General features: G+C 70.8%; 20 protein-coding genes. 13 read left to right on the top strand and 7 right to left on the bottom strand.

Annotation, left to right across the window (positions count from 1 at the left end; all coding sequences use genetic code 11):
* Nucleotides 1–88: 88 nt before the first annotated feature.
* Nucleotides 89–748, top strand: a complete 660-nt coding sequence (locus ACYUD3_RS19255; protein WP_470971396.1) for a TetR/AcrR family transcriptional regulator — start codon at nt 89–91, stop codon at nt 746–748.
* Nucleotides 749–751: 3 nt separating this feature from the next.
* Here ACYUD3_RS19255 and ACYUD3_RS19250 read toward each other — a convergent pair whose 3' ends face one another.
* From ACYUD3_RS19250 to ACYUD3_RS19240, 3 genes are all read right to left on the bottom strand, one after another.
* Nucleotides 752–1,564, bottom strand: coding sequence for an SgcJ/EcaC family oxidoreductase (locus ACYUD3_RS19250; RefSeq protein WP_470971393.1), 813 nt, complete (start codon nt 1,562–1,564; stop codon nt 752–754).
* Nucleotides 1,565–1,566: 2 nt separating this feature from the next.
* Nucleotides 1,567–2,205, bottom strand: a complete 639-nt coding sequence (locus ACYUD3_RS19245) for a hypothetical protein (protein WP_470971391.1) — start codon at nt 2,203–2,205, stop codon at nt 1,567–1,569.
* Nucleotides 2,206–2,328: 123 nt separating this feature from the next.
* Complete coding sequence (locus tag ACYUD3_RS19240) at nt 2,329–3,192, bottom strand: hypothetical protein (RefSeq protein WP_470971389.1); 864 nt, start codon at nt 3,190–3,192, stop codon at nt 2,329–2,331.
* Between the two features lie 92 nt (nt 3,193–3,284).
* Between ACYUD3_RS19240 and ACYUD3_RS19235 the strand changes: the two genes are divergently transcribed.
* The 5 genes from ACYUD3_RS19235 (at nt 3,285) to ACYUD3_RS19215 (ending at nt 8,507) form a co-directional block, all read left to right on the top strand.
* A complete protein-coding gene (locus ACYUD3_RS19235) occupies nt 3,285–4,688 on the top strand; it encodes an FtsW/RodA/SpoVE family cell cycle protein (RefSeq protein WP_470971386.1) in 1,404 nt (467 codons plus the stop codon).
* A 130-nt stretch (nt 4,689–4,818) separates the two neighbouring features.
* A complete protein-coding gene (locus tag ACYUD3_RS19230) occupies nt 4,819–5,739 on the top strand; it encodes an undecaprenyl-diphosphate phosphatase (protein ID WP_470971384.1) in 921 nt (306 codons plus the stop codon).
* A 17-nt stretch (nt 5,740–5,756) separates the two neighbouring features.
* Nucleotides 5,757–6,956, top strand: coding sequence for a rod shape-determining protein RodA (gene rodA / locus ACYUD3_RS19225; protein ID WP_470971381.1), 1,200 nt, complete (start codon nt 5,757–5,759; stop codon nt 6,954–6,956).
* Between the two features lie 124 nt (nt 6,957–7,080).
* Nucleotides 7,081–7,812 carry a hypothetical protein gene (locus ACYUD3_RS19220; RefSeq protein WP_470971379.1) on the top strand — a complete coding sequence of 244 codons (732 nt, stop codon included), beginning with the start codon at nt 7,081–7,083 and terminating at the stop codon, nt 7,810–7,812.
* A gap of 101 nt (nt 7,813–7,913) precedes the next feature.
* On the top strand, nt 7,914–8,507 hold the full coding sequence (locus tag ACYUD3_RS19215; RefSeq protein ID WP_470971375.1) for a ribonuclease FAU-1 family protein: 594 nt from the start codon (nt 7,914–7,916) through the stop codon (nt 8,505–8,507).
* 54 nt (nt 8,508–8,561) lie between these two features.
* Here the strand turns inward: ACYUD3_RS19215 and ACYUD3_RS19210 are convergent, their stop codons facing one another.
* Complete coding sequence (locus ACYUD3_RS19210; protein ID WP_470971372.1) at nt 8,562–10,808, bottom strand: FAD/NAD(P)-binding protein; 2,247 nt, start codon at nt 10,806–10,808, stop codon at nt 8,562–8,564.
* A gap of 16 nt (nt 10,809–10,824) precedes the next feature.
* Nucleotides 10,825–11,976, bottom strand: a complete 1,152-nt coding sequence (locus ACYUD3_RS19205; protein ID WP_470971369.1) for a pyridoxal-phosphate-dependent aminotransferase family protein — start codon at nt 11,974–11,976, stop codon at nt 10,825–10,827.
* A 374-nt stretch (nt 11,977–12,350) separates the two neighbouring features.
* On the opposite strand from ACYUD3_RS19205, the gene ACYUD3_RS19200 reads away from it, so the two are divergent.
* The 4 genes from ACYUD3_RS19200 (at nt 12,351) to ACYUD3_RS19185 (ending at nt 17,633) form a co-directional block, all read left to right on the top strand.
* The gene (locus ACYUD3_RS19200) at nt 12,351–13,181 is read left to right on the top strand and encodes an isocitrate lyase/phosphoenolpyruvate mutase family protein (protein ID WP_470971367.1); all 831 of its coding nucleotides are present in this window, start codon (nt 12,351–12,353) and stop codon (nt 13,179–13,181) included.
* A gap of 74 nt (nt 13,182–13,255) precedes the next feature.
* Nucleotides 13,256–16,096 carry an Sden_1168 family B12-binding radical SAM P-methyltransferase gene (locus ACYUD3_RS19195; RefSeq protein ID WP_470971364.1) on the top strand — a complete coding sequence of 947 codons (2,841 nt, stop codon included), beginning with the start codon at nt 13,256–13,258 and terminating at the stop codon, nt 16,094–16,096.
* Between the two features lie 27 nt (nt 16,097–16,123).
* Complete coding sequence (locus ACYUD3_RS19190) at nt 16,124–16,960, top strand: Sden_1164 family protein (protein WP_470971361.1); 837 nt, start codon at nt 16,124–16,126, stop codon at nt 16,958–16,960.
* 58 nt (nt 16,961–17,018) lie between these two features.
* Nucleotides 17,019–17,633: a LysE family translocator gene (locus ACYUD3_RS19185; protein WP_470971358.1), complete on the top strand. Its 615-nt coding sequence runs from the start codon at nt 17,019–17,021 to the stop codon at nt 17,631–17,633.
* A gap of 10 nt (nt 17,634–17,643) precedes the next feature.
* Here ACYUD3_RS19185 and ACYUD3_RS19180 read toward each other — a convergent pair whose 3' ends face one another.
* Entirely contained in the window at nt 17,644–18,129 is a 486-nt protein-coding gene (locus tag ACYUD3_RS19180) for a GNAT family N-acetyltransferase (protein ID WP_470971356.1), read from the bottom strand.
* 49 nt (nt 18,130–18,178) lie between these two features.
* Between ACYUD3_RS19180 and ACYUD3_RS19175 the strand changes: the two genes are divergently transcribed.
* From ACYUD3_RS19175 to ACYUD3_RS19165, 3 genes are read left to right on the top strand one after another with little or no spacing between them, the layout of a single operon-like run.
* Nucleotides 18,179–18,754, top strand: coding sequence for a TetR/AcrR family transcriptional regulator (locus tag ACYUD3_RS19175; protein WP_470971355.1), 576 nt, complete (start codon nt 18,179–18,181; stop codon nt 18,752–18,754).
* 39 nt (nt 18,755–18,793) lie between these two features.
* On the top strand, nt 18,794–19,615 hold the full coding sequence (locus ACYUD3_RS19170) for a lipase family protein (RefSeq protein WP_470971352.1): 822 nt from the start codon (nt 18,794–18,796) through the stop codon (nt 19,613–19,615).
* Nucleotides 19,616–19,646: 31 nt separating this feature from the next.
* On the top strand, nt 19,647–19,907 hold the full coding sequence (locus tag ACYUD3_RS19165; RefSeq protein WP_470971350.1) for a hypothetical protein: 261 nt from the start codon (nt 19,647–19,649) through the stop codon (nt 19,905–19,907).
* 816 nt (nt 19,908–20,723) lie between these two features.
* Here the strand turns inward: ACYUD3_RS19165 and ACYUD3_RS19160 are convergent.
* Entirely contained in the window at nt 20,724–24,998 is a 4,275-nt protein-coding gene (locus tag ACYUD3_RS19160) for a hypothetical protein (protein ID WP_470971348.1), read from the bottom strand.
* Between the last annotated feature and the right edge of the window lies 1 nt (nt 24,999).

The raw sequence follows: 24,999 nt of genomic DNA, 5'->3' as shown, positions 1-24,999 counted from the left end.
GTGAATCCCGTGAATCCCTCCCCGTGAGTTAGTGAAACATGGGTTCGTTAACCACGCAAACGCAACCCTGTTGCGTTAAGCTGCCGCCATGACGACTCCGTTCCAGCGCGCCCGCCGCCCCGAACACAAGGAACGCCGCCGCCAGGACATCCTGGAGGCGGCCGCGACCCTGGGCCGGCGCGACGGCGTGCGGACGGTCACGCTCACCGACATCGCCGCCGAGGCCGGCGTCCACAAGTCGGCCGTCCTGCGCTACTTCGCCTCCCGCGAGGCGGTCTTCCTGCTGCTCACCGCCGACGGCTGGCAGGAGTGGGCCACCGCCGTCGAAGAGGTGCTGCGGGGACCGGCCGAACCGCACGAGACGGCGGCGGCGCTCACCGGAGCGCTCGCCGCCGACCCCCTCTTCTGCGACCTGCTCGCCCACGCCCAGCTCAGCCTGGAACGCGGCGTCACCCGGGAACAGGTCCGCGAGTTCAAAGTCACCACCCTCGACGCCGTCGACCGCGTCACCGGCGCCCTCACCACCGCCCTGCCCTGGCTGACCCGGGGCCAGGCGGTCGACGTCGTCGCCGGTACGACCGCGATGGCCGCCCAGCAGTGGCAGACCTCGAACCCGCCGGACACCCTCGCCCGCCTCTACGCCGAGGACCCGCTTCTCGCCCACGCGGCCTCGGAGTTCACGCCCCGGCTCACCCGGCTGGTGGCCATGCTGCTGGCCGGGGCGCAGGCGAACCGCCGCGATTCCTGACGCTCAGGACTCCTTGGGCTTCGGCCCCCCGAACCCGTGCTCCGAGAGATCGAACCAGTTCCCCTCCGGATCCATCGCCCGGTACTCCGCGAACGGGCGGTTCGTGAACCGCTCGGCCGGCTTCGGCGTCCCCGCGTCCGTCAGCGCCTCCGATATCGCCGCCGTGTCTTCGATGTGGAACCCGAAGTGGTTCATGCCGACCGGCGTGTCCCCGTCCAGCTGATGCTTGATCAGGGCGAGGGAGAGATAGCCGTCGGAGAGGAAGCAACTGCCGTCCGGGTCACGGTGGAAGAGCTCCATCGCGAAGACCGACGAGTAGAACTCGGCGAGCTTCTCCGGGTCGCGGGCCACGATGGCGAGGTGGCGGAGCTTCGGGCGGGAGGTGTCCATGGGGGAGTCCTTCGGGGAGGGCGACTGCGGTGGTGCGGGGATCATGTTGTGGAACGCCGAGATCGACCAGCGGCCCTCGGCCGTCCGCTCGACGACGGCCAGCGCGTGGGTGCCGGCGAGGACCTCACCGTCCGCGCCGGTGATCGCCGACTCCGCCTCGACGGTGGCCAGGTCCGGCCGCAGGAACCGGACGGCGACGACCCGGGCGGCCAGGACGGTCCCGGCGTACGGCCCCTGGAACAGGGCCCGGTGCCCGGCCTCGACCCCGGCCCGGCCCGGCGGCTTGTCGCCCCGCACGGTCGTGAAGTCGCAGTCCTCGGCGAAACCCGCGGCGAAGACGGCGGCGTCACCGGCGGCCCAGCCGCGCGCCATGCCGTCCCACAGGGCGTGGATCGCCTGGACGTCGGGGGTGTTCTGCTCGCTCATCCTCAGGCCTCCGTCAGTGAACCGACACGCACCCGCAGCGCGACCTCGCGGCACTCCGCGCCGTCCGGGGTCCAGGCCGTCAGCGCGTGGTAGAAGGCGCCGCCCCGGCGCTCCACGTAGCACACGATGTTGAGCGGCCACCCGGTCCGGCCAAACAGATGCCGGTCCATGGCGGTGGGCTGCTCGCTCAGCAGGTGCCCCCGCTCCGAGGGCGGGCCGAGCCGGTGCCAGTCGGGGTGCATGTGGATGGACCCGAGCAGGTCGAGGTCCAGCGCGTCGGCCTCGCGGGACGCCCGCAGCAGGTCACGCGAGTCCATCCACCAGCCGCGGTGCTCGTTCTCGTAGGCGGGGCCGAAGCTCGGCACTATCGTCTCGCGGAACTCCTCCCGCGCCGCCGGGTCGCTGCCCCGGGCATTGCGCCCGAAGGCGACCCGTCGCACGTGGTACGTCGCGTCCCGCGCGGTGCCCAGGAGGAGCGCGAAGCAGGGCAACGGGGCTTCTGCGGTGATGAGTTGGTACTCGATCACGGCCGCGCCGAGGAAGTCGGTGAGGGCCTGGTCGTCCATGAGGACGGTGGGGACGGCGGTGCCGTCCCGGGCGTCCGCCGGGGCGGCGCCGGAGATGTTCGTCGCAGCGAGCATGGGGGGTGGTCTCCGATGAGATGGGGGTGGGGAGGCCATGGGTGCGGATGCGCTGCGACGTTACTGGACGTTCATGTTCGGCTGAACGGGTGATGAAGATCGTGGGGATATCCCTACGGCTTGTTAAGGACTTGCGGGCGCGGCCAGCGTCACCACCACTTGATCGCCCTGGGCCCGCGCACGCGTCGTCCAGCCGTTCGCCGACGCCGCGCCGCTCCAGTCCCGTCCCGCGAAGTCCACCGAGGCGATGTGCAGGTCCTTGGCGTGGGTGACCAGCCAGAGGGACAGCGCCCAGCCCTCGGTGGCGTCCGGGGTCTGGTAGGTGACGTCTGTGGGGGAGGCGGCGAACCAGGTCGGGCCCGAGCCGAACGCGCGGGTCACCTCCGCCGTCAGGGCCGGCGCCGGAGCCTGGGGGCCGACGCCGCTGAACCGGCAGGTCAGGGCGGCGCCCGCGTGTCCGGTGAGGGCGGCGGACAAGGTCGCCGCGTCCTGCTCGTGGCGGGCGTACGCGTCGGGGTAGTTGCTGTGCTGGACCTTCTGCGCGGCCTCGGTGAGGGGAAGCCGGAGATATCGGGGAACTCTTACCAGTGCGGCGTAGAACTTCGCCGAGGCGTGGACCGGGTCGAGGATCTCGGCGGGGGTGCCCCAGCCCTGGGAGGGACGTTGCTGGAAGAGACCGAGCGAGTCGCGGTCACCGTAGTCGAGGTCGCGGAGCTTGGACTCCTGCATCGCGGTGGCCAGCGCTATGGTGGCGGCCCGTTCGGGCAGTCCCCGGGCGATGGCGACGGCGGCGATGGTCGCCGCGTCGGCGGCCTGCTCCGGGCTCAGGGTGACGGCCGCTCCGGACGGGCCCCGGGCGGTGCACTCCTCGGCCGGTGCCGAGCGGAGGTAGTGCACGGTCAGGTAGCCGGCGAGCGCCAGGACCAGTCCGAGTCCGATACCGATCGGCCACAGCCGGCGCTTCCTTACCGATCCGCTCAGTCTCATCGCCCCCTCGGGTCTATTGTTGCGTTGTTGCGCAACTCTATAACTTTTCCGGCGGACTCCCCGCCGGTTCACTTTCACCCGGGGGGAGCCGCATGCGTGACCGACGCGAACCGGCCGTCCGCTACGGCCGGCTGACCAGCCGTGGCGTCGAACTGACGCTGGTGCTGGGCGCGGTGCTCATCTGCGGTTACGGCTACGCCGAGACCACGTTGGCCACCGGCGGACAGCTGACCGCCATGACGCTGGCGCAGATCGCCGGGCTCGGCGCGCTGCCGGTGCTGTGCCATGTCATGGTCCGGCGCTTCGCGCGGCACGCCGATCCGCTGATCCTGCCCATCGCCACGCTCCTCACCGGGCTCGGCATCGTCCTGATCCACCGGCTCGACATCGCCTACCGCGCGCACTACAACTCCCCGGAGGCGATGCCGGGCCAGCTCGTGTGGTGCGGTATCGCGGTCGTCGGCTTCACCGCCGCCGTCATCGCCCTGAAGGACCACCGGCACCTCCAGCGCTACCCCTACCTGGCCATCACCGTCGGCCTGGTGCTGCTGATGGCGCCCGCCTTCTACCCCGGTGACGTCTACGGCGCCAAGCGCTGGATCTTCATCGGGCCGCTCTCCTTCCAGCCGGGCGAGTTCGTGAAGATCGTCATCGTGGTGTTCTTCGCCGGCTACCTCACCATGCGCCGCGACGCCCTCGCGCTCGCCGGGCGCCGCGTGATGGGCCTCTACCTCCCGCGCGGCCGGCAGCTCGGGCCGATCGCCGCCGTGTGGCTGCTCAGCCTCCTCGTCCTGGTCTTCGAACGCGACCTCGGCACCTCGCTGATCTTCTTCGGCATCTTCGTGGTGATGCTCTACATCGCCACCGAGCGCACCAGCTGGGTGGTGTTCGGCGTCGCCATGTTCGCCGTCGGCGCCTTCGTCGTCGGCTCCTTCGAACCCCACGTCCACGGCCGCGTCGTCGCCTGGCTGCACCCCATGGACATCTATCTGCCGCCCGCGCAGCGCCCGGCCGGGCTCATCTCCGACCAGGCGGCGCAGGCGCTGTTCAGCTTCGGCTCCGGCGGCGTCCTCGGCACCGGGCTCGGCCAGGGGCACCCGGAGCTGATCGGGTTCGCCGGGCGCAGCGACTTCATCCTCACGTCCGTCGGCGAGGAACTCGGCATGGCCGGCGTGACCCTCGTCCTGCTCCTGTACACGCTGCTCGCCGAACGCGGCCTGCGCACCGCCGTCACCGTCACCGACCCGTTCGGCAAGCTCCTCGCCTCCGGGCTCGCCACCTCGCTCGTCCTCCAGGTCTTCGTCGTCACCGGCGGCGTCACCGGGCTCATCCCGCTCACCGGCAAGGCCCTGCCCTTCCTCGCGCAAGGCGGCTCCTCCCTGGTCGCCAACTGGCTGCTGGTCGCCCTCCTCATCAAGGTCAGCGACACCGCCCGGCGGCCCGCGCCGCTGCCGATGCCGGACCTCAGCGCCGAGGAGACGCAGGTCGTGCGGTAGGTGAGAGGACGGTGAGTAGTTCGCGCCGCCGTCCTGCAACGCCTGGTCAGCGACGTCCGACGGCTACGATTCAGGCATTGCGCAACCGTCTTAGGGGCGGCTTGGCGCCGGCTCGTGAGAAAGGCTGTCGATGGCCGCCCTGTCGTATCCGGAAGCCGTGGGAGTGGGTCTCCTCCAGGGCGTCACGGAACTCTTCCCGGTCTCCAGCCTGGGGCACAGCATCCTGATCCCCGCCCTCCTCGGCGGGCACTGGGCCAAGGACCTCGACGTGTCGGCCGACGGCTCGCCCTACCTGAGCGTCCTCGTCGGCCTCCACCTCGCCACCGCCCTCGCCCTCGTCGTCTACTTCCGCCGCGACTGGGTCCGCATCGTCCGGGGGCTGGTCTCCTCCGTCCGCAACCGCCGGATAGAGACGGCCGAGGAGAAACTCGGCTGGCTGCTCATCGTCGGCACCATCCCGGTCGGCATCGTCGGCCTCGCCCTGGAACACTTCCTGCGTACGGTGATGGGGCGCCCCGTCCCGGTCGCGATCTTCCTCACCCTCAACGGTCTTGTCCTGTACGGCACCGAGCGGCTGCGCAGCGGCGGCACCGGACGGCACAGAGCCGACGGCGCCCCCGCCCCCGGCGAGGAACACCTCTCCGAGGACGAGCTCTCCGACCGGCGCCTGGCCAAGCTGACGTTCGGGCACGCCGCCCTGATCGGCGCCGCCCAGATCCTCGCCCTGTTCCCCGGCATCAGCCGCTCCGGCTCCACCATCAGCGCCGGCATCCTGCGCGGCCTCTCCCACGAGGACTCCGCCCGCTTCGCCTTCCTGCTGGCCACCCCCGTCATCGGCGCCGCCGCCCTGCTGAAGGTGCCCGCGCTCCTCGGCAGCGCGGGCGACGGCATCCGCGGCCAAGTCCTCGCCGGCAGCGTCGCCGCCTTCGCCGCCGGTTACATAGCCGTCGCGTTCCTCACCAAGTACTTCGAGACCCGCTCCCTGACCCCGTTCGCCGTCTACTGCTCCTGCGCGGGCCTGGCGAGCCTCGCCTACTTCACCCTGACCTGACCCTGACGGATGGTGACATGACCGGCGCGAAGACCTTCGCCGTCCAGGGCTACGGCCCCGCCCGCGCAGGCTGGACCCGCCTGTTCGCACGCGACTCGGTACTGCGCCGGCTGGACTGGCCCATACTGCTGGCGGCCCTGGCCCTCTCGCTCATCGGCTCCCTCCTCGTCTACTCCGCGACCCGCAACCGCAGCGCCATCAACCAGGGCGACCCGTACTACTTCCTCGTCCGGCATCTGATGAACCTCGGCATCGGCTTCGCGCTGATGACGGGCACGATCTGGCTCGGGCACCGCGCGCTGCGCAATGCCGTCCCCGTCCTGTACGGGCTCTCCCTGTTCGGCGCGCTGCTGGTGCTCACGCCGCTCGGGGCCACCATCAACGGCAACCGCAACTGGATCGTCCTGGGCGGCGGATTCTCGCTCCAGCCCTCGGAGTTCCTGAAGGTCACCATCGTCCTGGGGATGGCGATGCTGCTGTCGGCGCGGGTCGACGCGGGGGACCGGACCTACCCCGACCACCGCACGGTCGTCCAGGCGCTGGCCCTCGCCGCCGTACCGATCCTGGTCGTCATGATGATGCCGGACCTCGGCTCGACCATGGTCATGACGGTCACCATCCTCGGGGTGCTGCTCGCCTCCGGGGCCTCCAACCGGTGGCTGTTCGGGCTGCTGTCCCTCGGGGTGCTCGGGGCGCTCGCCATCTGGCGGCTGCATCTGCTGGACCAGTACCAGATCAACCGGTTCGCCGCCTTCGCCGACCCCAGCCTCGACCCGTCCGGCGTCGGCTACAACACCAACCAGGCCCGGATCGCGATCGGTTCGGGCGGGCTCACGGGCGAGGGGCTGTTCCACGGGACGCAGACCACCGGCCAGTTCGTGCCCGAGCAGCAGACCGACTTCGTGTTCACCGTCGCGGGCGAGGAACTGGGCTTCGTCGGCGCCGGACTGATCGTCCTGCTCCTCGGGGTGGTGCTGTGGCGGGCCTGCCGGATCGCGCGGGAGACGGGCGAGCTGTACGGGACGGTCGTCGCCGCCGGGATCGTCGCCTGGTTCGCCTTCCAGTCCTTCGAGAACATCGGGATGACCCTCGGCATCATGCCGGTCGCCGGCATCCCGCTGCCGTTCGTGTCGTACGGGGGTTCGTCGATGTTCGCGGTGTGGGTGGCGGTGGGGCTGTTGCAGTCGATCAGGGTGCAACGGCCCATGTCCGCCTGAGAGTTGGCTCGTCTCCCGCGCAGCATGTTTTACAGTTGCGCAATTGGAGAACCATTGCCGTGTCGTTCACGTCTACCAGGGCAGACGGTGCGAGCTGTGAAGTGTTTCGAGCGGGGAGCCACTCATGCCAACGTCCGACCGTCCGCGCAAAGACCTCGACGCCGTGTTCGACGAGGTACTGGACCGCGCCCTGTCCTCCCAGGAGGTGAGCCGGGCGCTGCGCGGCCCCACCGCGCGCGCGGACCTGCGGGCCCGCGCGGTGGCGGCGCGTGAACGGATCACCGTCATGGCGGCGCCCGAGTACCAGGACTACCTGGAGGCGAAGGAGGCGGCGGCCGAGGGCGGCAGCGGCGGTTCGCGGTCGGCGGGCGGGATCCTGCCGCTGCTCGCCGTCTTCGTGCCGAGCCTGTCCGTCGTCGCGGCGGCCGTCTTCCTGATCGCCGGATACGCGCTGGGCGCGATCGGCGGGACGCGGCACATCGGCGAAGGGCTCGTCACGGCCGGTCTGGTGGCCGCCGTCGTCGCCCTCGCGGCGGTGATCGTCGACCTCGTCTGGCTGTTCGCGGTCGCGGGACGGGGGCGGTCCACGGGCGGCGACGAGGCGGCCGGCGCGGCCGACCCCGCCGTCCAACAGGCCTGGGAGGCCTGGAAGTCGGCGCTGCTGGAGCGGGGCGTGCTGCCGTTCCTGCTCGGGCATCTGGAGCAGGGGGCCGGGAGCCGGCCCGCCGCCGCCGAGGAGCCGCAGCGGGCCCGGCGCCTCGGGTTCACGTCGCCGGACTTCGCCAGCCCCGATTTCGCGAGCCCGGACTTCGCCAGCCCGGACTTCACGGGGCCGGAGTCGCCGCGGCTGGGCTGAAGCGGCTCGGCCGGTCAAGTCGGCCTGAAAGACGGCCAGTTGAGTGACCCGTCAACTGGCCCCCCGTTGTCGCGCCCGTGCGGGCGGGTAGGACACAGGCCATGCGACCACGGTTCACTCCAGGAGAGATCATCGTCCGCCGCGAGATGCTGGACGATCGGGAATGGCTCCTCTATCCGGTTCGGGTCGTCGCCGACGACGGGGATCTGCTCGCGGTGTACGTCGCCCGGGGCACCCCGCTGACCTTCGGCGAGGGCGAGTTCAGCTGGGGGCCGCACCGCTGGCGGGAGGCGGACCCCTTCTGGCGTTCGGAGGGCGTCCTCCAGGTCCAGCGGGCCGGGGAGCACTACGCGGTGTGGGCCTACCGCGAGGGCGGCGAGTTCACCGGCTGGTACGTCAACTTCCAGCGCCCGCCGCGCCGTTCGGAGCGCGGCTTCGACACCCTCGACCTCGAACTGGACCTGTGGGTGCCGGGGGACGGCTCGGCGCCTGTGTGGAAGGACGTGGAGGTGTTCGACGGGATGGCGGAGCGCGGCGAGCTGTCCGGGGCCGAAGCGGGGGCCGTCCGGCAGGCCGCCGGTGAGGTGGAGAAGCTGGTGGGGGACGGCGCGCCGTGGTGGGAGCGGTGGAGGGGGTGGCGGGCGCCGGGGGAGTGGGAGGTGCCGCCCGGTGCGGTGGAGTTGACCGCCATGTGATCCGGGTTCGGAAAGCGGACCGCCCCGGCAGCCGGCCGGGGCGGTCCGCCGAGGTCAGCTCGGCCGGGTCGACGGGGACAGCGGCGGCCGTACCCCCTCCGGCCCGTCCGGCAGCGACACCTGCTCCCAGAACTCCCGCAGCCAGCACAGGATGTCCTGCATGACGTGATGGTTCTGCTGCGGTCGCAACGCGCCCAGCTGGAAGAACATCACGCCTTCGCTGGGCGGCCCGAGGACGGTCAGCCGCGGCTCGGGGCGCCCGTCGCGCCGTACGGGATGGAAGCCGTCCGTCAGGTCGAGGCCGCCCGGGGTGAAGTCCGGCTCGTCCACCCCGGGGTTGACCCAGGTGCGGATCAGGCCCCGGCGCAGGAGGTTCGGGTAGAGCGGGGCGCTGTCGTTCCCGGCGTCGAAGGGGTGCACGCGCGAGTCGACGAGGACGTCGGCCAGGATGTCCGCGCCGGTCGCGGGGCCGTGCACCCGGAACCTGCCGCTGGCCGGGTCGGGGCGGACCTCGGCGCCCGGGCCCGCCGAGACGTCGACGACACCGTGCCGGATCAGCGCCCGGATCTTCTCCATCACCTCCAGCGCGGCCCCGTTGCACAGCCGGTTGTGGTGGCGCATGAAGACATCGAGGAAGTCCCGGTGCGAGGAGGCCCGCAGCCCGCCGAAGTCCAGCACCTGCGCCAGGACGTCCCGCAGATCGCGCCAGACGCCGTCGGCGGCGGCCTTCGCCGGGTTCCACAGATTGTCCTGCGCGGCCCAGCGGTGGTCGGTGTCCATGAAGTCCAGCAGCGCCGCGGTGTAGTCGGCGGGCCGGTCGTAGCGGCGCCCGGCCAGCGGGTGGATCAGCCGGTCCCAGGAGAACCGGTGCGCGCCGGCGGACGTGGGGTGCCGGTAGGGCGACTCGGCCTCGGCGACGGCCCCGGCGAGGGCGAGGGGGGCGTCCAGCAAGGTCGCCAGCCGCTGCCCCTGCTCGACGCCGAACACCACGGACAGATAGCGGCGGACGGCCGGCTGGGCCCAGGTCCACCGCCGCCGCGCCCGGGCCGCCGGGAGCGTCCCGCCCAGCACGCCGTCCACCGTCTCGACGGCCTTGCCGACGGCGCGTTCGACCGGCGCCAGCAGCCGGCGTACCGAGTTGTCGGAACCGGCCCCCGCGCCGCCGTCGGCGAGGAACGCCTCGTACTCGGGGCGCGCCTCCTCCTCCAGGTAGTGGCCGAACTCGGGGCCGAAGAGGGTCGTGTAGTAGACGTGGGCCATCTCCAGGACCAGCACGGGGAAGACGTGGCGGCGGAAGTCGAGCTGGCGCAGGACCTGGTCGCCGGAGCGGACCGGGCGGGCGGCGCTGGCGCGCAGCAGGGTGACCGCCTCGGGGACGAGGAACACCCCGCGGTGCTCCAGGTGCTCCGGGTCGCGCTCCTTGGCGTTGTGCGGGCGGGCGAAGGTGAACAGGCCCGCGCGGCTGAACACGGCGATGGACGCGGGCTCCGCGCCGGACGGCCGGTAGGTCAGACGTCCGCCGGCGTCCGTGTCGAACGTGCCGCCCCGGCCCTCGGTCAGCAGGAGGATCACGTCGATGGCCGTCAGGCCCATCCCCACGCAGCCGACGACGCTGCCGGGCCCGGCGTCCCCGTCGGCGAAGGCGTTCTCCAGCGGGTAGGCGGACGGCACGAACAAGGTGCCGTGCTCGCGGGCGAACCGCACCCACTCCCGCTGCCGGGGGTATTTGAGCGGGTCGTTGGAGGAGTGCCCGGTGAGCATGAGGACCTGGTCGGCGTGGACGTCGCGGTCCCCGTCGGCGGTGATGACCGTCAGCCGTCCGGAGCCGGGGTCCTCGGCGAGGTCGACCACCTCGGAGCGGTGCAGGTGGACCTCCGCGCCCGAGCGTTCGCGCAGCACGCGCACATAGAAGGAGAAGCGGTCGCGCAGCGCCTGCCCGTGCACGAACCGCTTGGGCCAGTCCTCGGCGGTCAGGTCGAAGGCGGGGTCGTGGGTGGCCGCGTACCGCTCCCGGCACCACTCCAGCAGGGTGGGCCGGTCGGCGGGGTCGAGGAGCGGGCCCGCGTCGCGGACGCTCTCGTCGGCGGCGAAGCCGACCTGGCCGACGATCCGGTTCAGGTAGCTGGTGGCGGGCTGGTCGGGGCTGTGCACCTGGCCGGCGCCGAACTGGCCGGTGCGGTCGAAGACATGGATGTCGAGCCGTGGCGGACACTTCGCGGCCTGCGCGGTGGCGGCCAGGCGTTCCAGGACGTAGGTGCAGCTGGGGCCAGCCCCGATGATGGCGAGAGTCGTCGAGCCCATGCAACAGTCTCCTCGGTCAGTCCTGCGGGGTTAAGGCGGCGGTGGCCGGCGCCACGACCTCGTCGAACGCGGTCAGGAAGCCGGCGATGTCGGCGTGCGTGAGCCGGCCCATGGTGGCCACCCGGAACTCCGCCGCCCCCGCCGCCTGGGTCGCGTAGATGACGTAACCCCGGGCCTTGAGGCCGTCGTGGAGCGCGTCGTACGTCACGCCCTCGGGCAGGCCGAAGCAGGTGAGGGAGCGGGAGCGGTGCGGCGGGGGCAGCGGGATGCGCAGGCCGCGCGCCGCCAGGCCGGCCCGCACCTGCGCGGAGCGGGCCGCGTAGCGCTCGCCCCGGGCCCGTACTCCTTCCTGGAGCGTGAGGTCGAGGGCGGTGTCGAAGGCCGACATCACCTGGAGGGGGAGGGTGAACAGCGGGATGCCGGCGCGGTCCTGGGCGAGGAAATGGCGGTACAGGTCCAGGGAGAAGGAGCGGGCCGGGACGTTCTCCAGGGCGGCGAGCTTCTCGCGCGGGGCGACGACGAAGCTGACGCCGGGGAACCCCTCCAGGCATTTGCCGGCGGTGCTCACGCACCAGTCGACGTGGTCGGCGACCACGTCCAGCGGTTCGGCGCCCACGCTGCTGACCGCGTCGACCAGCAGCGAACGGCCCTGCCGGGCGACGGCCGCGCCGATCTCCCGCAGCGGGTTCAGCGCCCCGGTGCTCGTCTCGTGGTGGACGACCGCGACCTGCGTGAGCGAGGTGTCCCGGGCCAGCGCCCCCTCGACGGCGGCCACGTCGACCGGGCCGCCCCAGCCGAACTCCAGGTGCTCGTGCGCGATGCCGTGCACGGCCGCGATCCTGCGCAGCCGGTCGCCGTAATGGCCGTTGTCGACGACCAGGACGCGGCCGTCCGGCGGGATCGCGGAGGCGAGCGCGGCCTCCAGCGCGGAGGTGCCCGAACCGCCGAGCAGGACGCTGGTGTGCCGGCCGGCGCCGCCGCAGATCCGGGTGGTCTTCTCCCTGATCCGGGCCAGCAGGCCGAGGGCCTCGGGCTCGCGGTGGCAGCGGTCGGGCACGGTGAGGGCGGCCCGGACGTCCTCGTGGACGTTGACGGGACCGGGGTTGAAGAGGACCTGGCGGTCCCGGCCGGTGGCGGGCCGGTGCGTGGTGCTGGACGGCGAGGACATCGCGGGCTCCAACGGGTGAGGACATGCCGTGACCGGATCTCCCGGAGCCTAGAACATGATCGGCAGGCGTCGACGAGATGTACTCAGGATGTCCGGAAGACACACTGTGGAATTCACTAGTGGAGCGGAACCTGTCCATTTCCTGTGAATGCCGCCGGTACTTACGTGGCTGGTGAAACAGTGTTTATCCGGCAGGGGAGTTGTTGAAAAGTCAAGCCATGGGGTATTTGCTGGCCGACTGAAAGATTGCTTGTGGGATCTGCGGGAAACGAATTAATCTACTGTTCGACTGAATTCACGCTCAATCCTCTCGGTTTTCGGAGAAAGCAGCCGTGCCTATGCAACGTGTCATTCACCGTTCCTTCCGCTCGATCATGGAAAGCCAGACCGATCAAGTCGTCCGCATCGCCGGGGCGCACGACGCCCTCGGCGGACTGCTCGCCCAGGAGGCCGGCTTCCAGGCCGTCTGGTCCTCCTCGCTCGAAGTCTCCGCCGCCCGCGGCCTGCCCGACGCCAGCCTGCTCGGCATGGCGGAGTACCTGGAGGCCGCCGCGCACACGCAGCGGGCGATCGGCGTCCCGGTCGTCACCGACTGCGACACCGGCTACGGCGGCCGGATGAACATCGCCCACATGGTCCACGAATTCGAGGCCGCCGGACTCACCGCGGTCTGCGTCGAGGACAAACGTTTCCCGAAAGTGAACAGCTTCGCGGACACCGGCCAGACCCTGGAGGAAACCCGGGAGTTCGCCCACCGGATAGCGCTCGCCAAGAAATCCCAGTCCACCTCGGAAATGTTCGTCATCGCCCGCACCGAGGCCATGATCAGCGGACTGGGCGTGGGCGAGGCACTGGAAAGGTGTACCGCGTACGTCGATTCCGGCGCCGACGCCGTACTGGTCCACTCGAAGGCCCGCAGCCGGGACCAGGTCGCCGAATTCCTGGAGAAATGGGATTCGGAGTGCCCGGTGGTGATCGTGCCCACCACCTACCCCGACTGGCACATCGAGGACATCCGCAAGGCCGGCGTCGCCGCCGTCATCTACGCCAACCACGGCCTGCGCGCCACGGTCAGCGCGCTGCGCGCCACCTACGGGTCCGTGTACGGCCACGGCGACACCACCGCCGTCGAGGACAGCATCGCCTCGGTCAAGGACATCTTCGCGCTCCAGCGGCTCAGCAGCTGGCAGTCGCTGGACCAGTGACCCCCGCCTCCTCCTCCGAGAGGTCCCCCCATGACGCACACCCCTTTACCGGGCCCCCGCCCTGAAGGCCCCGCATGAGCGGGGCGCTGGACGCCGGCCAGGTCGCCGGCACCTTCCTCGACGCCGGTTTCGGCCCGTTCACGGGCGTACCGTGCTCCTTCCTCGGCCCCCTGATCAGCGCCTTCCAGGCGGAGCACCCGGCGGCCTACTTCCCGGCGGCCAACGAGGGCGAGGCCGTCGCGATCGCCGCCGGCACCCGGCTCACCGGCCGCCGCCCCGTCGTCATCCTCCAGAACTCCGGCCTCGGCAACACCGTCAACCCCCTCACCTCGCTCTGCCACACCCTGCGCCTGCCGGTGCTGCTCCTGGTCACCTGGCGCGGCGAGCCCGGCCGCCCCGACGAACCCCAGCACCAGCTCATGGGCCCCATCACCCCGGACCTCCTCACCGCCATGCGGATCCGGCACCGGCGCTTCCCCGACGACCTGGCCCGGCTCGGACCGGCGCTCGACCTGGCCGCCGCGCACATGGCCGACACCGAGCTGCCGTACGCGTTCCTGGTGCCCAAAGGGGCGCTGGAGCCCTACCGTTCGGCGCGCCCCGCCCCGCCGCCCGAGGCCGGCCTCATGCTGCGGGCCGAGGCGATCGGGCACGTCGTCTCCGCCGTCCCCGAGGACGCGCTCGTCGTCGCCACCACCGGCAAGACCGCCCGCGAACTGGAACGCGACCGCGACCGGCCGGAGAACCTCTACGTCGTCGGCTCGATGGGCTGCGCCTCCAGCGTCGGCCTCGGCGTCGCCCTCGGCGCCCCCGACCGCCCCGTCGTCGTCCTCGACGGGGACGGCGCGGCCCTGATGCGCCTGGAGTCGATGGCCACCATCGGCCGCGAGGCCCCCCGCCGCCTCCTGCACGTCCTGCTGGACAACGAGGCGTACGAGTCCACCGGCGGCCAGCCCACCATGTCGGCCGGCGTCGACTTCTGCGCCGTCGCCAAAGCCTGCGGATACCGCTCGGCGACCGTGGTGCGCGACAGCGCCGCGCTCACCGCCGGACTGCTGCGCGCCCGCGAACTGCCGGGCCCCCACCTGCTGCGGGTGCGCATCCGCAGCGGCTCCGACCCCGGCCTCGGCCGCCCCGCCCTGGCCCCGCCGCAGGCCGCGGCCCGCTTCGCCGCCGCCGTGGCCGCACCCCGTCCACGATTGGGACCGCTGATGAGCGATGAGACAGCCGCGACGACGCAGACGGAAGCGGCTCCCGGGCAGGACCTGCGCATCAAGCAGAACAAGCTCGACCAGAACCTCCCGCAGAACAGCCCGCTGCGCCTCTACCTGTCCGAGAAGGACGAGACCGCGCGGGTGCGCAAACCCCGCCGCGAGAGTGAACTCGTCGACGTCGCCGAGCCGTTGGGCCGCATGCCGCGCACCCTGCTGGTGATGCCGCCCATGTGCATGTACGAGGGCGCGGTCAAGCGCGTCGTCCCGCCGATCGGCCTGTGCTACATCGCGGGCGCCCTGGAGAAGGAGGGCATCGACGTCGACGTCCTCGACTGCATCGTCGAGGGCATCGACGACGAGGTCCCCGTCGCCGAGGGCGTGTGGAACATGGGCATGTCGCAGGAGCGCTTCCGCGCGTACATCGCGGAGCACGACTACGACGTCGTCGGCTTCACCATGATCTACTCCTCCGACCTCCAGAACCTCTACCGCTACGCCCAGCTGGTCAAGGAGGTCCGCCCCGCCACGACCGTCATCGCCGGCGGGCTGCACGCCAGCATCTACGCGCGCCGCTTCCTCCAGGACGCGGTCGCCGACGGCGTCCCCTTCATCGACTACGTGCTGCGCGGCGAGGGCGAGATCCGGCTCGGCGACTTCCTGCGCAACCTGGCCGACGGGAAGATCGACGTGCACGCGGACGGCCTGGCCGGCCGGCGCGACGGCAAGGTCTTCGCCAACGCCCAGCTCGCCCGCGTCACCGACCTGGACGCGCTGCCCTTCCCGGCGTACCACAAGCTCCCGCTGGAGAAGTACTTCGCGCACAACGTGCCGTTCTCGCCCTACCCGCGCGGCAAACGGGTCCTGCCGCTGTACACCTCCCGCGGCTGCCCCGTGGGCTGCACCTTCTGCGCCAGCACCAACTTCTCCAAGCAGTACATCGCGCGCACGCCCGACAACGTGGTCGCCGAGATGCAGTACTACAAGGACCGGTTCGGCGTCGACGAGGTGCAGTTCGCCGACGACAACCTGACGTTCGACAAGAAGCGGGCCCAGGAGCTGTTCGAGAAGATGACCCCGCTGGGCCTGCCCTGGTGCACCCCCAACGGCATCATGGTCAACACGCTCAGCCCGCCGCTCGTCGACCGCATGGTGGAGTCCGGCCTCTACCAGATCACCCTCTCCCTGGACAGCGGCAGCGCGGAGACCCTCAAACAGCAGCACCGCAAACCCGTCGACCTGACCCGGGTGCCCGACCTCATGGCCTACCTCGACAACCTCGGCGTCTTCATGCACGGCACGCTGGTGGTGGGCATGCCGGGGGAGACCGAGGCGCAGATCGAGGACGGCTTCTCCTTCGTGGAACAGCTGCCGTTCCACTCGATCAACGTGTTCATCGCGGCGGCGATCCCCGGCTCCGAACTCTTCGAACAGGCCGTCAGCAACGGCACGATCAGCTACCAGGGCGCCCTGCACATCGACACCGCCCGCTCGACGCTGCGGCTCAGCGCGATCTCCTCCGGCCGCCTCGAAGAGCTGGTCAACGGCTTCCTCCAGCGCTACAACCAGGCGATCTACGAACGCGACCCGGAGACCTGGGAGCGCAAGTACGAGGAGCACCGGGAGCGGATGGCCCGCATCTGCGTGGGCTCCGCCTCCGCCATCACCTCCACGATCATCGACGTCAGCAGCGCGGTCGGCTGACCCGCGGCCACGGAAAGGACGCGAGACATGGTGCAGTGCGCGGTCGTGCTCGCCGCGGGCGAGAACCGCCGGATGGGCGCGGAAGGCGCCGCCGTGCCCAAGGCCCTCCTCCCGCTGCGGCGGGACGCTCCAGCCGGTGCCACCTTCCTCAGCCGCCACCTGGACCTCCTGCGGTCCGCCGGCGTCGAGCGGATCTTCGTCGTGGTCAGCCCGGAGAACCGCGAACGCTTCGCCCCCGTCGCCGACGACGTGGTCCGCCTCGTCGTCGCCGGACGCCCAGAGGACGAGCCGCGCAACGGCTCCAGCGTGAGCATGCTCGCCGGCCTGCGCGCGGTCCTCGACTGGCGGCCAGGAGGGGCCCGGACCCTGGTCTCCGACGCCGACATCGTCTACGAACGCGGCCTGCTGGAGCGCGTCGCCGCCACCGACGGCGCGCGGCTGTGCGCCGTCGAACGGGTCAGCGGCGACAGCGAGGAGGTCCGCGTGTACGGCCGCACGGCGGACGAGCCGACGCTGATCGGCAAGGGGATGAACAGCGCCATGACCCAGGGCCTGGAACTCCTCGGCGAGAGCCTCGGCCTCATCCTCCTCGACGCCCCGACGACCCTGCTGGCCGCCGAGGTGACCCGCTGGATCGTCGGGGAACCGCCCGCGGAACGGGCGTACGGGTACGGCGGCCGGCTCTCCGAGCACGAGGAGGTCTGGCAGTACCTGTTCACCCTGAACCGGCTGGGGGTGCTGTCGTTCCCCGGGGACCTGCTGTTCTCCGAGTGCGACTTCCCCGAGGACTACCGCTATGTACGGGAGGTGCTTTTTCCGGCGATCGAGGAACGGGACGCGGTGGAGGGGGCGTTGTCGGGCTGAGCGGGCCGCTGAGCCCCCCTGTCGTCGGACCCTCTGTCGGAAAGGCCGGCCCCCTCCCGTGCAACCCCACGTGCTCGCCGCCTTCGTCCTGGCCCTGCTCCCGCTGACGATCACCCCCGGAGCCAGCTTCACGCTGCTGGTCGAGAAGGTGGCCGCCGGGGGGCGCGGCCAGGCGCTGCCGGTCATCGGCGGCACGGTGAGCGGGCTGTACGTGCACGCCTCGCTGACCGCGATCGGCCTGTCGGCCCTGGTCACCCGGTCCGACCGGGCCTTCGCGGCGGTCAAGCTGGCCGGCGCGGTCTATCTGATCGGCCTCGGCCTGTGGACGTGGTGGGGCACCCGGCGCCCCTCGCGGACCGCGCCGACCCCGTCGTCCACCCGCTCCGCCTCGACCTACTCCAGCGCGTTCCTCGCCAACGTCCTCAACCCCAAGGCGGTGTCGATCTACCTCACCCTGTTCCCCCAGTTCATCCGCTCCGACCGGTCCTTCGCCGTGCAGATCCTCACCCTGGCGACCGTCCACGCCCTGCTGACGGCCCTCTGGCTGACCTGCTGGACCGCCCTCGTCCACCGCGCGGCGCACGTCATCCGCCGGCCCCGGACCAAGCGGGCGCTGACGCGGGTCACCGCGGTGGTGTTCGTGGTGCTGGGGGTGCGGACGGCTCTGCTGTGAGCCGCCGGTTTCACAGGGGCCGGTGCCAGGTCTGTCCGACGAGGTCGTGCCCGAAGCTGTGGTGGGGGTTCTCGGCGACCAGCTCGAACCCCTGCTTCCGGTAGATGCGCCGGGCCGCGCCGAGGACGTCGTTGGTCCACAGGGTGATCCCCTCGTACCCGGCCTCCCGCGCGTACGCGAGGCATTCCCCGACCAGCCGGTCGCCGAGTCCCAGGCCGCGTGCCGGTGTGTCGACCAGCAACAGGCGCAGTTTCGCGGTCCGTTCGTCCTCCGGCACGCAGAAGACACAGCCGGCCCGCACCCCGTCGACCTCGGCGATCCAGGCGGCCCGCGCCCCCTCGCCCTCCGTGTAGGCGGCGACGATCCGGGCGACCAGCGCCTCGAAGCCGGCGTCCCAGCCGAACTCCCGCGCGTACAGCTCGCCGTGGGCCATCACCACCCACCCCAGATCACCGGGCAGCCCCAGCGGCCGGACGACCACCTCACGCTCCGCCATCCCAGACTCCTCCCGCCCACTGAAACGACTGTTTCAGTAGACTAGGCCGGTGACCGAGCCCGAAGCAAACCCCTCCGCCCGCCGCCAGGAACTCCTCGAAGCGGCCTACGCCCACGCCCTGCGCAGCGGCCTGGGCCGGCTCTCGCTGCGCCCGCTCGCCGAGGAGATCCAGTCCAGCCCCCGCGTCCTGCTCTACCTGTTCGGCAGCAAGGACGGCCTGATCCGCGCCCTGCTCGCGCGGGCCAGAGCCGAGGAACTGACCCACATCCGGCAACTCGCCGACGCCCCCGAAGGGCTGGGCCCGGTCGCGCGCGAACTCTGGGGATGGCTGTCCGCCGACACCCACCGCGGCCTGCTGACCCTGTGGGTGGAGAGCTACGCCCGCTCCCTCACCGAACCCGAAGGACCCTGGGCCGACTTCGCGCGGGACACAGTCACCGACTGGCTCACCCTGCTCGCCGCCGGCCAGCCCGCCGCCCGCCGCGACACGAAACCCGCCCTCGCGGAACGCACCCTGGTCCTCGCCGTCCTGCGCGGCGCCCTCCTGGACCTCCTCGCCACCGGCGACACGGCCCGCACGACCGCCGCGGTGCACCTCCAACTGGCAGCCCTGGAAGCGTGTTGAGCGCCTTTACGGTGACGGTGCGTCAGATAGCGTCACCCCATGCCCGTACCCCCCACCTTCGACCACCGCGCCACCGGCTACAGCCTCCCGCACGCCTACAGCCTGGCGAACGCCTCCGACCTCGCCTACAAGGACGAGGCCACCATCGAGAAGCAGGCCCGCGCCTGGGGCTTCGGCGAGGTGCGCCACCATCACACACGGTTCACCCGGCCGTTCCCGCTGGAGGACACCCAGGCCTACACCATGGCCGACGACGACATGATCGTCACCGCCTTCCGCGGCACCGAACCCCTGCAACTGCGCGACTGGCTCACGGACGCCGTCACCCCGCCCTGGCCCGGCCCCGCCCGCACCGGCTACGTCCACTACGGCTTCGCCCGGGCGCTCCAGTCCGTCTTCCCCGAAGTCGCCGAGACGGTCGCGCGGTTGCGCACCGGCGGCCAGAGCGTGTGGTTCACGGGCCACAGCCTCGGCGGCGCCCTCGCGATGCTCGTCGCCGCCCGCCTGGAACTGGAGGAACCCCGCCTGCGCGCCGACGGCGTCTACACCTTCGGCCAGCCCCGCACCTGCGACCGCCTCCTGGCCGCCGCCTACGACAAGGGACTTCGGGGCCGCACCCACCGCTTCGTCCACGGCAACGACATCGTCCCCCAACTCCCCCCGGAACCCGCCTTCACCCACGTCAAGACCCTGTACCACATCGACTCCACGGGCCGCGTCCGGGAGAACCCGAGTGTGCTCACCGGCCTGACGAACCGCGCCAAGGGCCTGGGCACGGCCGCCTTCTCCCCGACCGGCGAGGGCATCCGCGACCACTTCATGGGCAGTTACCTCGGGGCGTTGGAGAAGGCGTTGACGTGACCGGCGTGTTCGGCCGCCGGGGCTGCCGGCGGTGAAGATCGCCGAGTGCATCGAAGCCGCGACCTGGTCGGGTTTCGGGACCCTCCGGCCGACCCGGCAGTTCGTGCTGATTGAGACGGCGGCGCTGCGGGCTGATTTGCGCTGGATCTTCCAGAGCTGTCACGTCGAGGACCTGCCGTGCCCGGTTTGCGGCGGTAGCGGCCGACGTACGCACCAGCGCGCGGTCATGCTGGACCCGGGTTCCGCCGTGACGGCCGTCGAAGGGAGGCGGTCTCCGGCGCCTTTCCGCTAGTTCGCTTCGATGACCGGGTACTCGTAGACAGCGCGCTTAACTCGCAGCTGCCCGTCTGGGCCGCCCGCCGACCCGGCGCCACATGGACGGTCGGCATCCGCTTGCGCGTACCGCTCGCCCGTAGCGGCCTCCCGGCTCTGCACCGCGCGGTTCTGCTTCTGGCGGAGACCGTTCGCCCCGAGGTCGAGATCGCCGTCAACACCTCCGCCTGGTCCACACGGAACGCGCCCCGACTGATGGCCCTCGGGTACGACACCACCTCCGACCGGCTCCGGGAACGGGCACACGCTGGATCGTCATTGACCATCGCGGCTTTCTCGATGCGCTGGTGATCGTGACCCTGCGCCGCAGACACGGCGTCTGGCCCTGCACCTTCGCCCGGCAGGACTTCTTCGATAACCCCGTCAGCTGTGCGGTCTTTCACGACCTGCGGGCGACTCCTACTCTCCGAGGGAGTTCGGCTCTGGACGGACTACGGTGGGCCGAAAGGTTGCTGGTGAACGGTCAGGCCGTCGTGGTCGCAGTGGAAGGACGCATCGTCCCTGAACGAGAGTGTTTCGACAGGGGGACCACGGACTTGCTGCCCAATCCGCTATGTCGGTCGATGAGTTCGTCAGCCAGGGGCAGACCGCTGGAAACCTGCGTACGGACTCCTCTGGCGTCGACGTGCCGAACCTGCTGGAGATGTTCGCCTCTGTCACTGCGGTCTTAGGCGTGGAACCCTGTTGTCGGTGCCGCGTGTGAACCGCAGCCCGGCCGTGTGAAGAGGGCCTGACCACGGCATCAGGCGCTCTGATGATCTGGCTGGTGGAGTGGTTACTCGTCCCTCTGTTGCAACTGCTGCGCGAAAGTGTGTCCGGCTCGGGCGAAGGAATCCAAGAGCGCCAGGTAGTGAGGGCGGGTGGCGGTAGTGAGGAGGGGGTGCAGAGTCTCGAGCCATTCGGGCATGAGGAAGCCTGGCGAGGCCGCCGCGTCGTCGAGCGGGTCGGTGAGTTCCCGTGCCCAGCGCAGGCCGGGGTCGAGTTGGAAGCTGATGGGTTGTGACTTCAGGAGGCCTACGAGAGCGTCCGTGCAGCCCCGGACCTCACGGGCTTCGGGGATCCACGCCTCGATGTGCTCGTGCAGGGGGTGCGCGGACAGCCAGTCTGCGCGTGCTTTTTGAAGGACAGTGTCCAGGGAACTGTCGGAAACGTGAGCCTTGGGCTCGGGGAGGAGCTCCTGCAACAGTGCTTCCCTGTCACGGTTGGCCAGGTCCGCGGAAGAGGGGAGGGTCAGGGCGGTCTCCATGATGTGCGGCCACACGGCTGCGAGCGGGCCGACGAGCTCTGGCTCGTAGGTGGCCGCCATCTTCAAGGCTTCCAGGAACAGCCCCAGCACGGCTGCGGAACCTGCCAGTTGATCGACGATCGCGGTCGTGACCGCGGGTTCCTGGGTCGAGGCGTGCAAAACTGCCGCCGCGAGCGGCGCGATCATGTCAGAACGCTGGTCATGGAACCTTCCGTGGTCCACACAGGCCGCCCGGGTGTAGGCGTTCAGCACCGCAGGCCTCAGGGCCCGTGCCGCAGACGTCGCGCAGTGCCCGCCGGCGGCGGCGTCCAGGACCGCTGCCATGCTCGGGGACAGCAGGTCCAGACGGATCCGGTCGTCCGGCATGGCCTCGAGCTCTGCCGCGAGGGTGTCCGCCTCGCCACAAGCTGTGGACAGCTGTGGGGCTTCATCGTCCTCGTCCGCTATGACGAGAGGGTTGGCGGGGACCAGCCGGATTCCTTCGAGTACCGCTTCCCAGGCAAGCGTGTGATGACAGGAGGGGCCGGTGCACGGTTCGGCCCACACTGCGGTCAGCCCGTCGTAGATGTAACGCCGTACCTCGTGCACCGGATGGCACGCTGCCACGCGTACGGCCTGGGTCGCCGTTTCCACCAGTTCCGGGCCGATCTGCCGACCGGTCCTGGGCAGCAGCAGCTGGGGCAGGACCAGCGCCGCCATCCGGCTCCCGTCCCAGGGATAGGAGGCGTCGGCAGAACCGGTCGGCGTGCGATCGATGATGGCGCGCACGAGCAGTTCGACTGCCCACTTTAGATCGCCGCTGTCCAGGTCATGGCCGCAGGAGGAGGCCATGACGGCCCCGGCGGCCACCGCGTACAGCCCGTCGAGAGCCTGGGCACCGAAATCCTTGGACAGAGGGGACTCGGCGGCCTCCCGGGCTGTACGCAAGTCCAAGGCCAGCTGAGCCAGATCCCTGGGCACCATGGCTGCGGCACGCCGCCACAGATCCGTCAGCGCCCGGTAGCCAGAGGTCATGCCGTACAGCAGGTCCTGGCGACTGCTGTACTCCCGCTTCTGCTCGATCCGGTCCGCGATGTCGGGGGAGGGGAGGACTTCGATCACGGCCTCCCGCCCTTCCGAGCGGATGCTGTAGCGGTCGAAGTCCAAGTGGTCGGCCCAGTTGCCCACCGCCACCGGGTCCAACGAGCCCGGGTCGGCTTCCCGTAACCGCCGTGCGACTTCCTGCAGCCGCGCCAGAGCTGTCTGATCGTCACTGCGTGCGGCCTCGATGACCAGGTGCATGGCGATGCGGCCCGGCGGGGCCGTCAGGAAGACGTCGCCAGGCAGTTCCTTGGGCGAGCTGGAACGGAACACGGCCCGGTACACGGTGCGTTGATTCTCGAAGGACCACACCAGCGGCTGTGCGAGGAAGTCGTCCAGTTCGTCGGTGACGCTGTCCAGGTGGCGCACCAGGAAGGCATAGGCCAGCCCTGCACCAGCGGCCGTGCCGACGTGGCGCAGCGGGAACTCCGCCACGTGCCGCAGCTGCATCCCGGCCTCGAACATCTGGTGCAGCATCAGATCCAGAGCCATCAGGGAACTCATGCACGGCTGAGGCCCGTTGAGGGTTCCCTGATGCCAGCCCCACGCTCCCGGGCCTCCAGCGTACGCGCGGGCACCGATGTCCAGCAGGTCCGCCTCCAGCACCGGCTCGCCGGGGGAACTGGCGCCGTCCGGCTCGCCCGGGACACCGTCCCAGTACTCGTTGCCGGGCCCGCGTACGCAGTCGTGGGCCAGTGCCGACGCCAGCGACAGTCCGTGCCGGGGGGAGGCCCGCAGCAGTGCCATGAACGGTCCCCGGTACCAGGCGGCCTGGCTGCGCAACAGCAGTCCCTCGTACTCGTGCTGTCCCCGGGACTTCTCCTGCCGCCGCGGGCCCCGCCTCGCAACGTCTGGACCCGAGCAGTAGTAGGCCGCCGCGAGCCGCAGCAACAGGTCCGGATCGATGGTGGCGAGCGAGCGCGCGGGGTCGAAGCGGTCCACCACCGGAGCCAGTTTGAGTCGGTTCGTGTCGGCGACTTCCTTCAATGCGCCCACCACGCGCTCGTCCAGGTCACCGCCTAGCAGCCCCAGCGCCTCCAGCCGAAGCCTGCCCCTGCTCCCACCGCATCCGCCGCGCAGCAAGCACTCACGCACCAGGACCCGTACAGGACGGTGCTGCGACACATCCGTCCCGGCCGCCTCCAGACGCGTTACGCCGCGTAGCCAGGTAACCGCCACCTCCTCGCCCCGAGAAGGCTCGTAGTCGGTCGACGGCGCGAACAACGGTGTGTTCGAGGCGAGCCATGCCACGACCGGTGCCGCGACCACAGGATCACAGGCTCCCTCACCAGCGAAGCGCAGTTGTACGCACGACAGCAACTCGTCCAACTGCCGCGGATCACCGGCCAGGGAACCGGACAAGGCATCCAGCGCCTGCCCACACCAGCCTGCCGCGAGCATCGCTTCCCACGGAACCTCTGCCCATCTGGCCCCGTGCACTGTCGCCAGCCTCGTGAACCAGGCCGACAATTGCTCCCACCGGAGTCGGAACATGTCGGGTCCACCGCCACGCTGCCACAGCCTTGCCTGGCATACGATCCGCGCCGCGCGTACCGCCCATCGCTGCCCCGAGGCTTCCAGCAGCGGCAGTCCGTCTTCCAACAGCAGCCGCCGTGCAAGTGCGTAGTCCCTCAGCACGTCGTGCGTGAACTGGTGCTCCTCGCTTCCCACTGCGGACATCTCGTCGACCGGCGCCAGGATGCCGGCCGATCGCAGTGATGCCAGTGCCCGACCCGTAGGAAGACGGACCCGACGAGCCGTCAGTCGCGCCTGCGCCAGCGACACGAGGGCATCGGCCCGGTCGTTACCTGACACTCCGTCACTGTCATTACTGCGCCCGCCTCGCAGCACCAGGGCCTGCCACACCACTTTGTAGACGTCCGCCTCGCAGGACAGCGCGTCGGGCAGATGGGCACCGGCACGTGCCGCGCGCAGCAGCAGGTCGACGGTCGTCAGCCGACCAAGCAGCCAACGGGATCTGGCGTCCCGGGCGATCCGGGCGAGTTCAGGGGCGGCGGACAGGACCTGGGCGCTTTCTCCGTCGTTCAGCGGTTCGAGCGTGAACTCCCGCACGGGGCGCCCTGTCGGCTCCAGGGCCTGTAACAGGGTGTCCACTGCGTCATCGCGGCTGACCAGGACAAGAGCGGCCCCGCAGACCCGGATTGCTTCCGCGGCCTCGGCGACCAGATTCTCCAGCCCCTCCTGCACTGCCTCCGCACCATCCAGGAGCACGGCACAGCGCTGCGGCCCGCTCTCGGCAGCCAGCGCGTGCTCCAGAAGTTCCCGCACCCCGTACTGGTGCTCGGCCAACATGCGGAAGCCTGCCGCGAGCACGGTGAACCGGCGCTGTCTCAGTTCGTCGACGACGCCCAGCGCCAGAGACGACTTCCCGGTGCCTGGTTCTCCGCGCACCAGGACGACTGCGTCCGTTCCCGCGTCGGCGGTGAGAGAGGCCAGGTCGCTGACGGCCGCACTCCTGTCGATGCGCAGGTCCTCGCCGGTGCTGGTGCGCACGACGCCCGGGGTGAGCCGACGCAGCCCCCGTTCCCATTGGGCGAACAGCAGCGGACCGTCCGCAGAGGCGTACCGCACGAACACGTCGCCGTCCTGGGTGGCGAACACGCTTCCGCCGGCGGAAGCGGTGTTGACCTGGACCGGTATCTGCTCTCCGGGGCGGGTACGGTCGTTGCCGTCGGTGTCGCGGCGTGGTTCATTCTGTGCCATT

This window comes from Streptomyces sp. AMJ-169 (genome assembly GCF_055597585.1).
The sequence above is the reverse complement of the archived record's forward strand: the minus strand, read 5'-3'. Positions and strand labels throughout refer to the sequence as shown.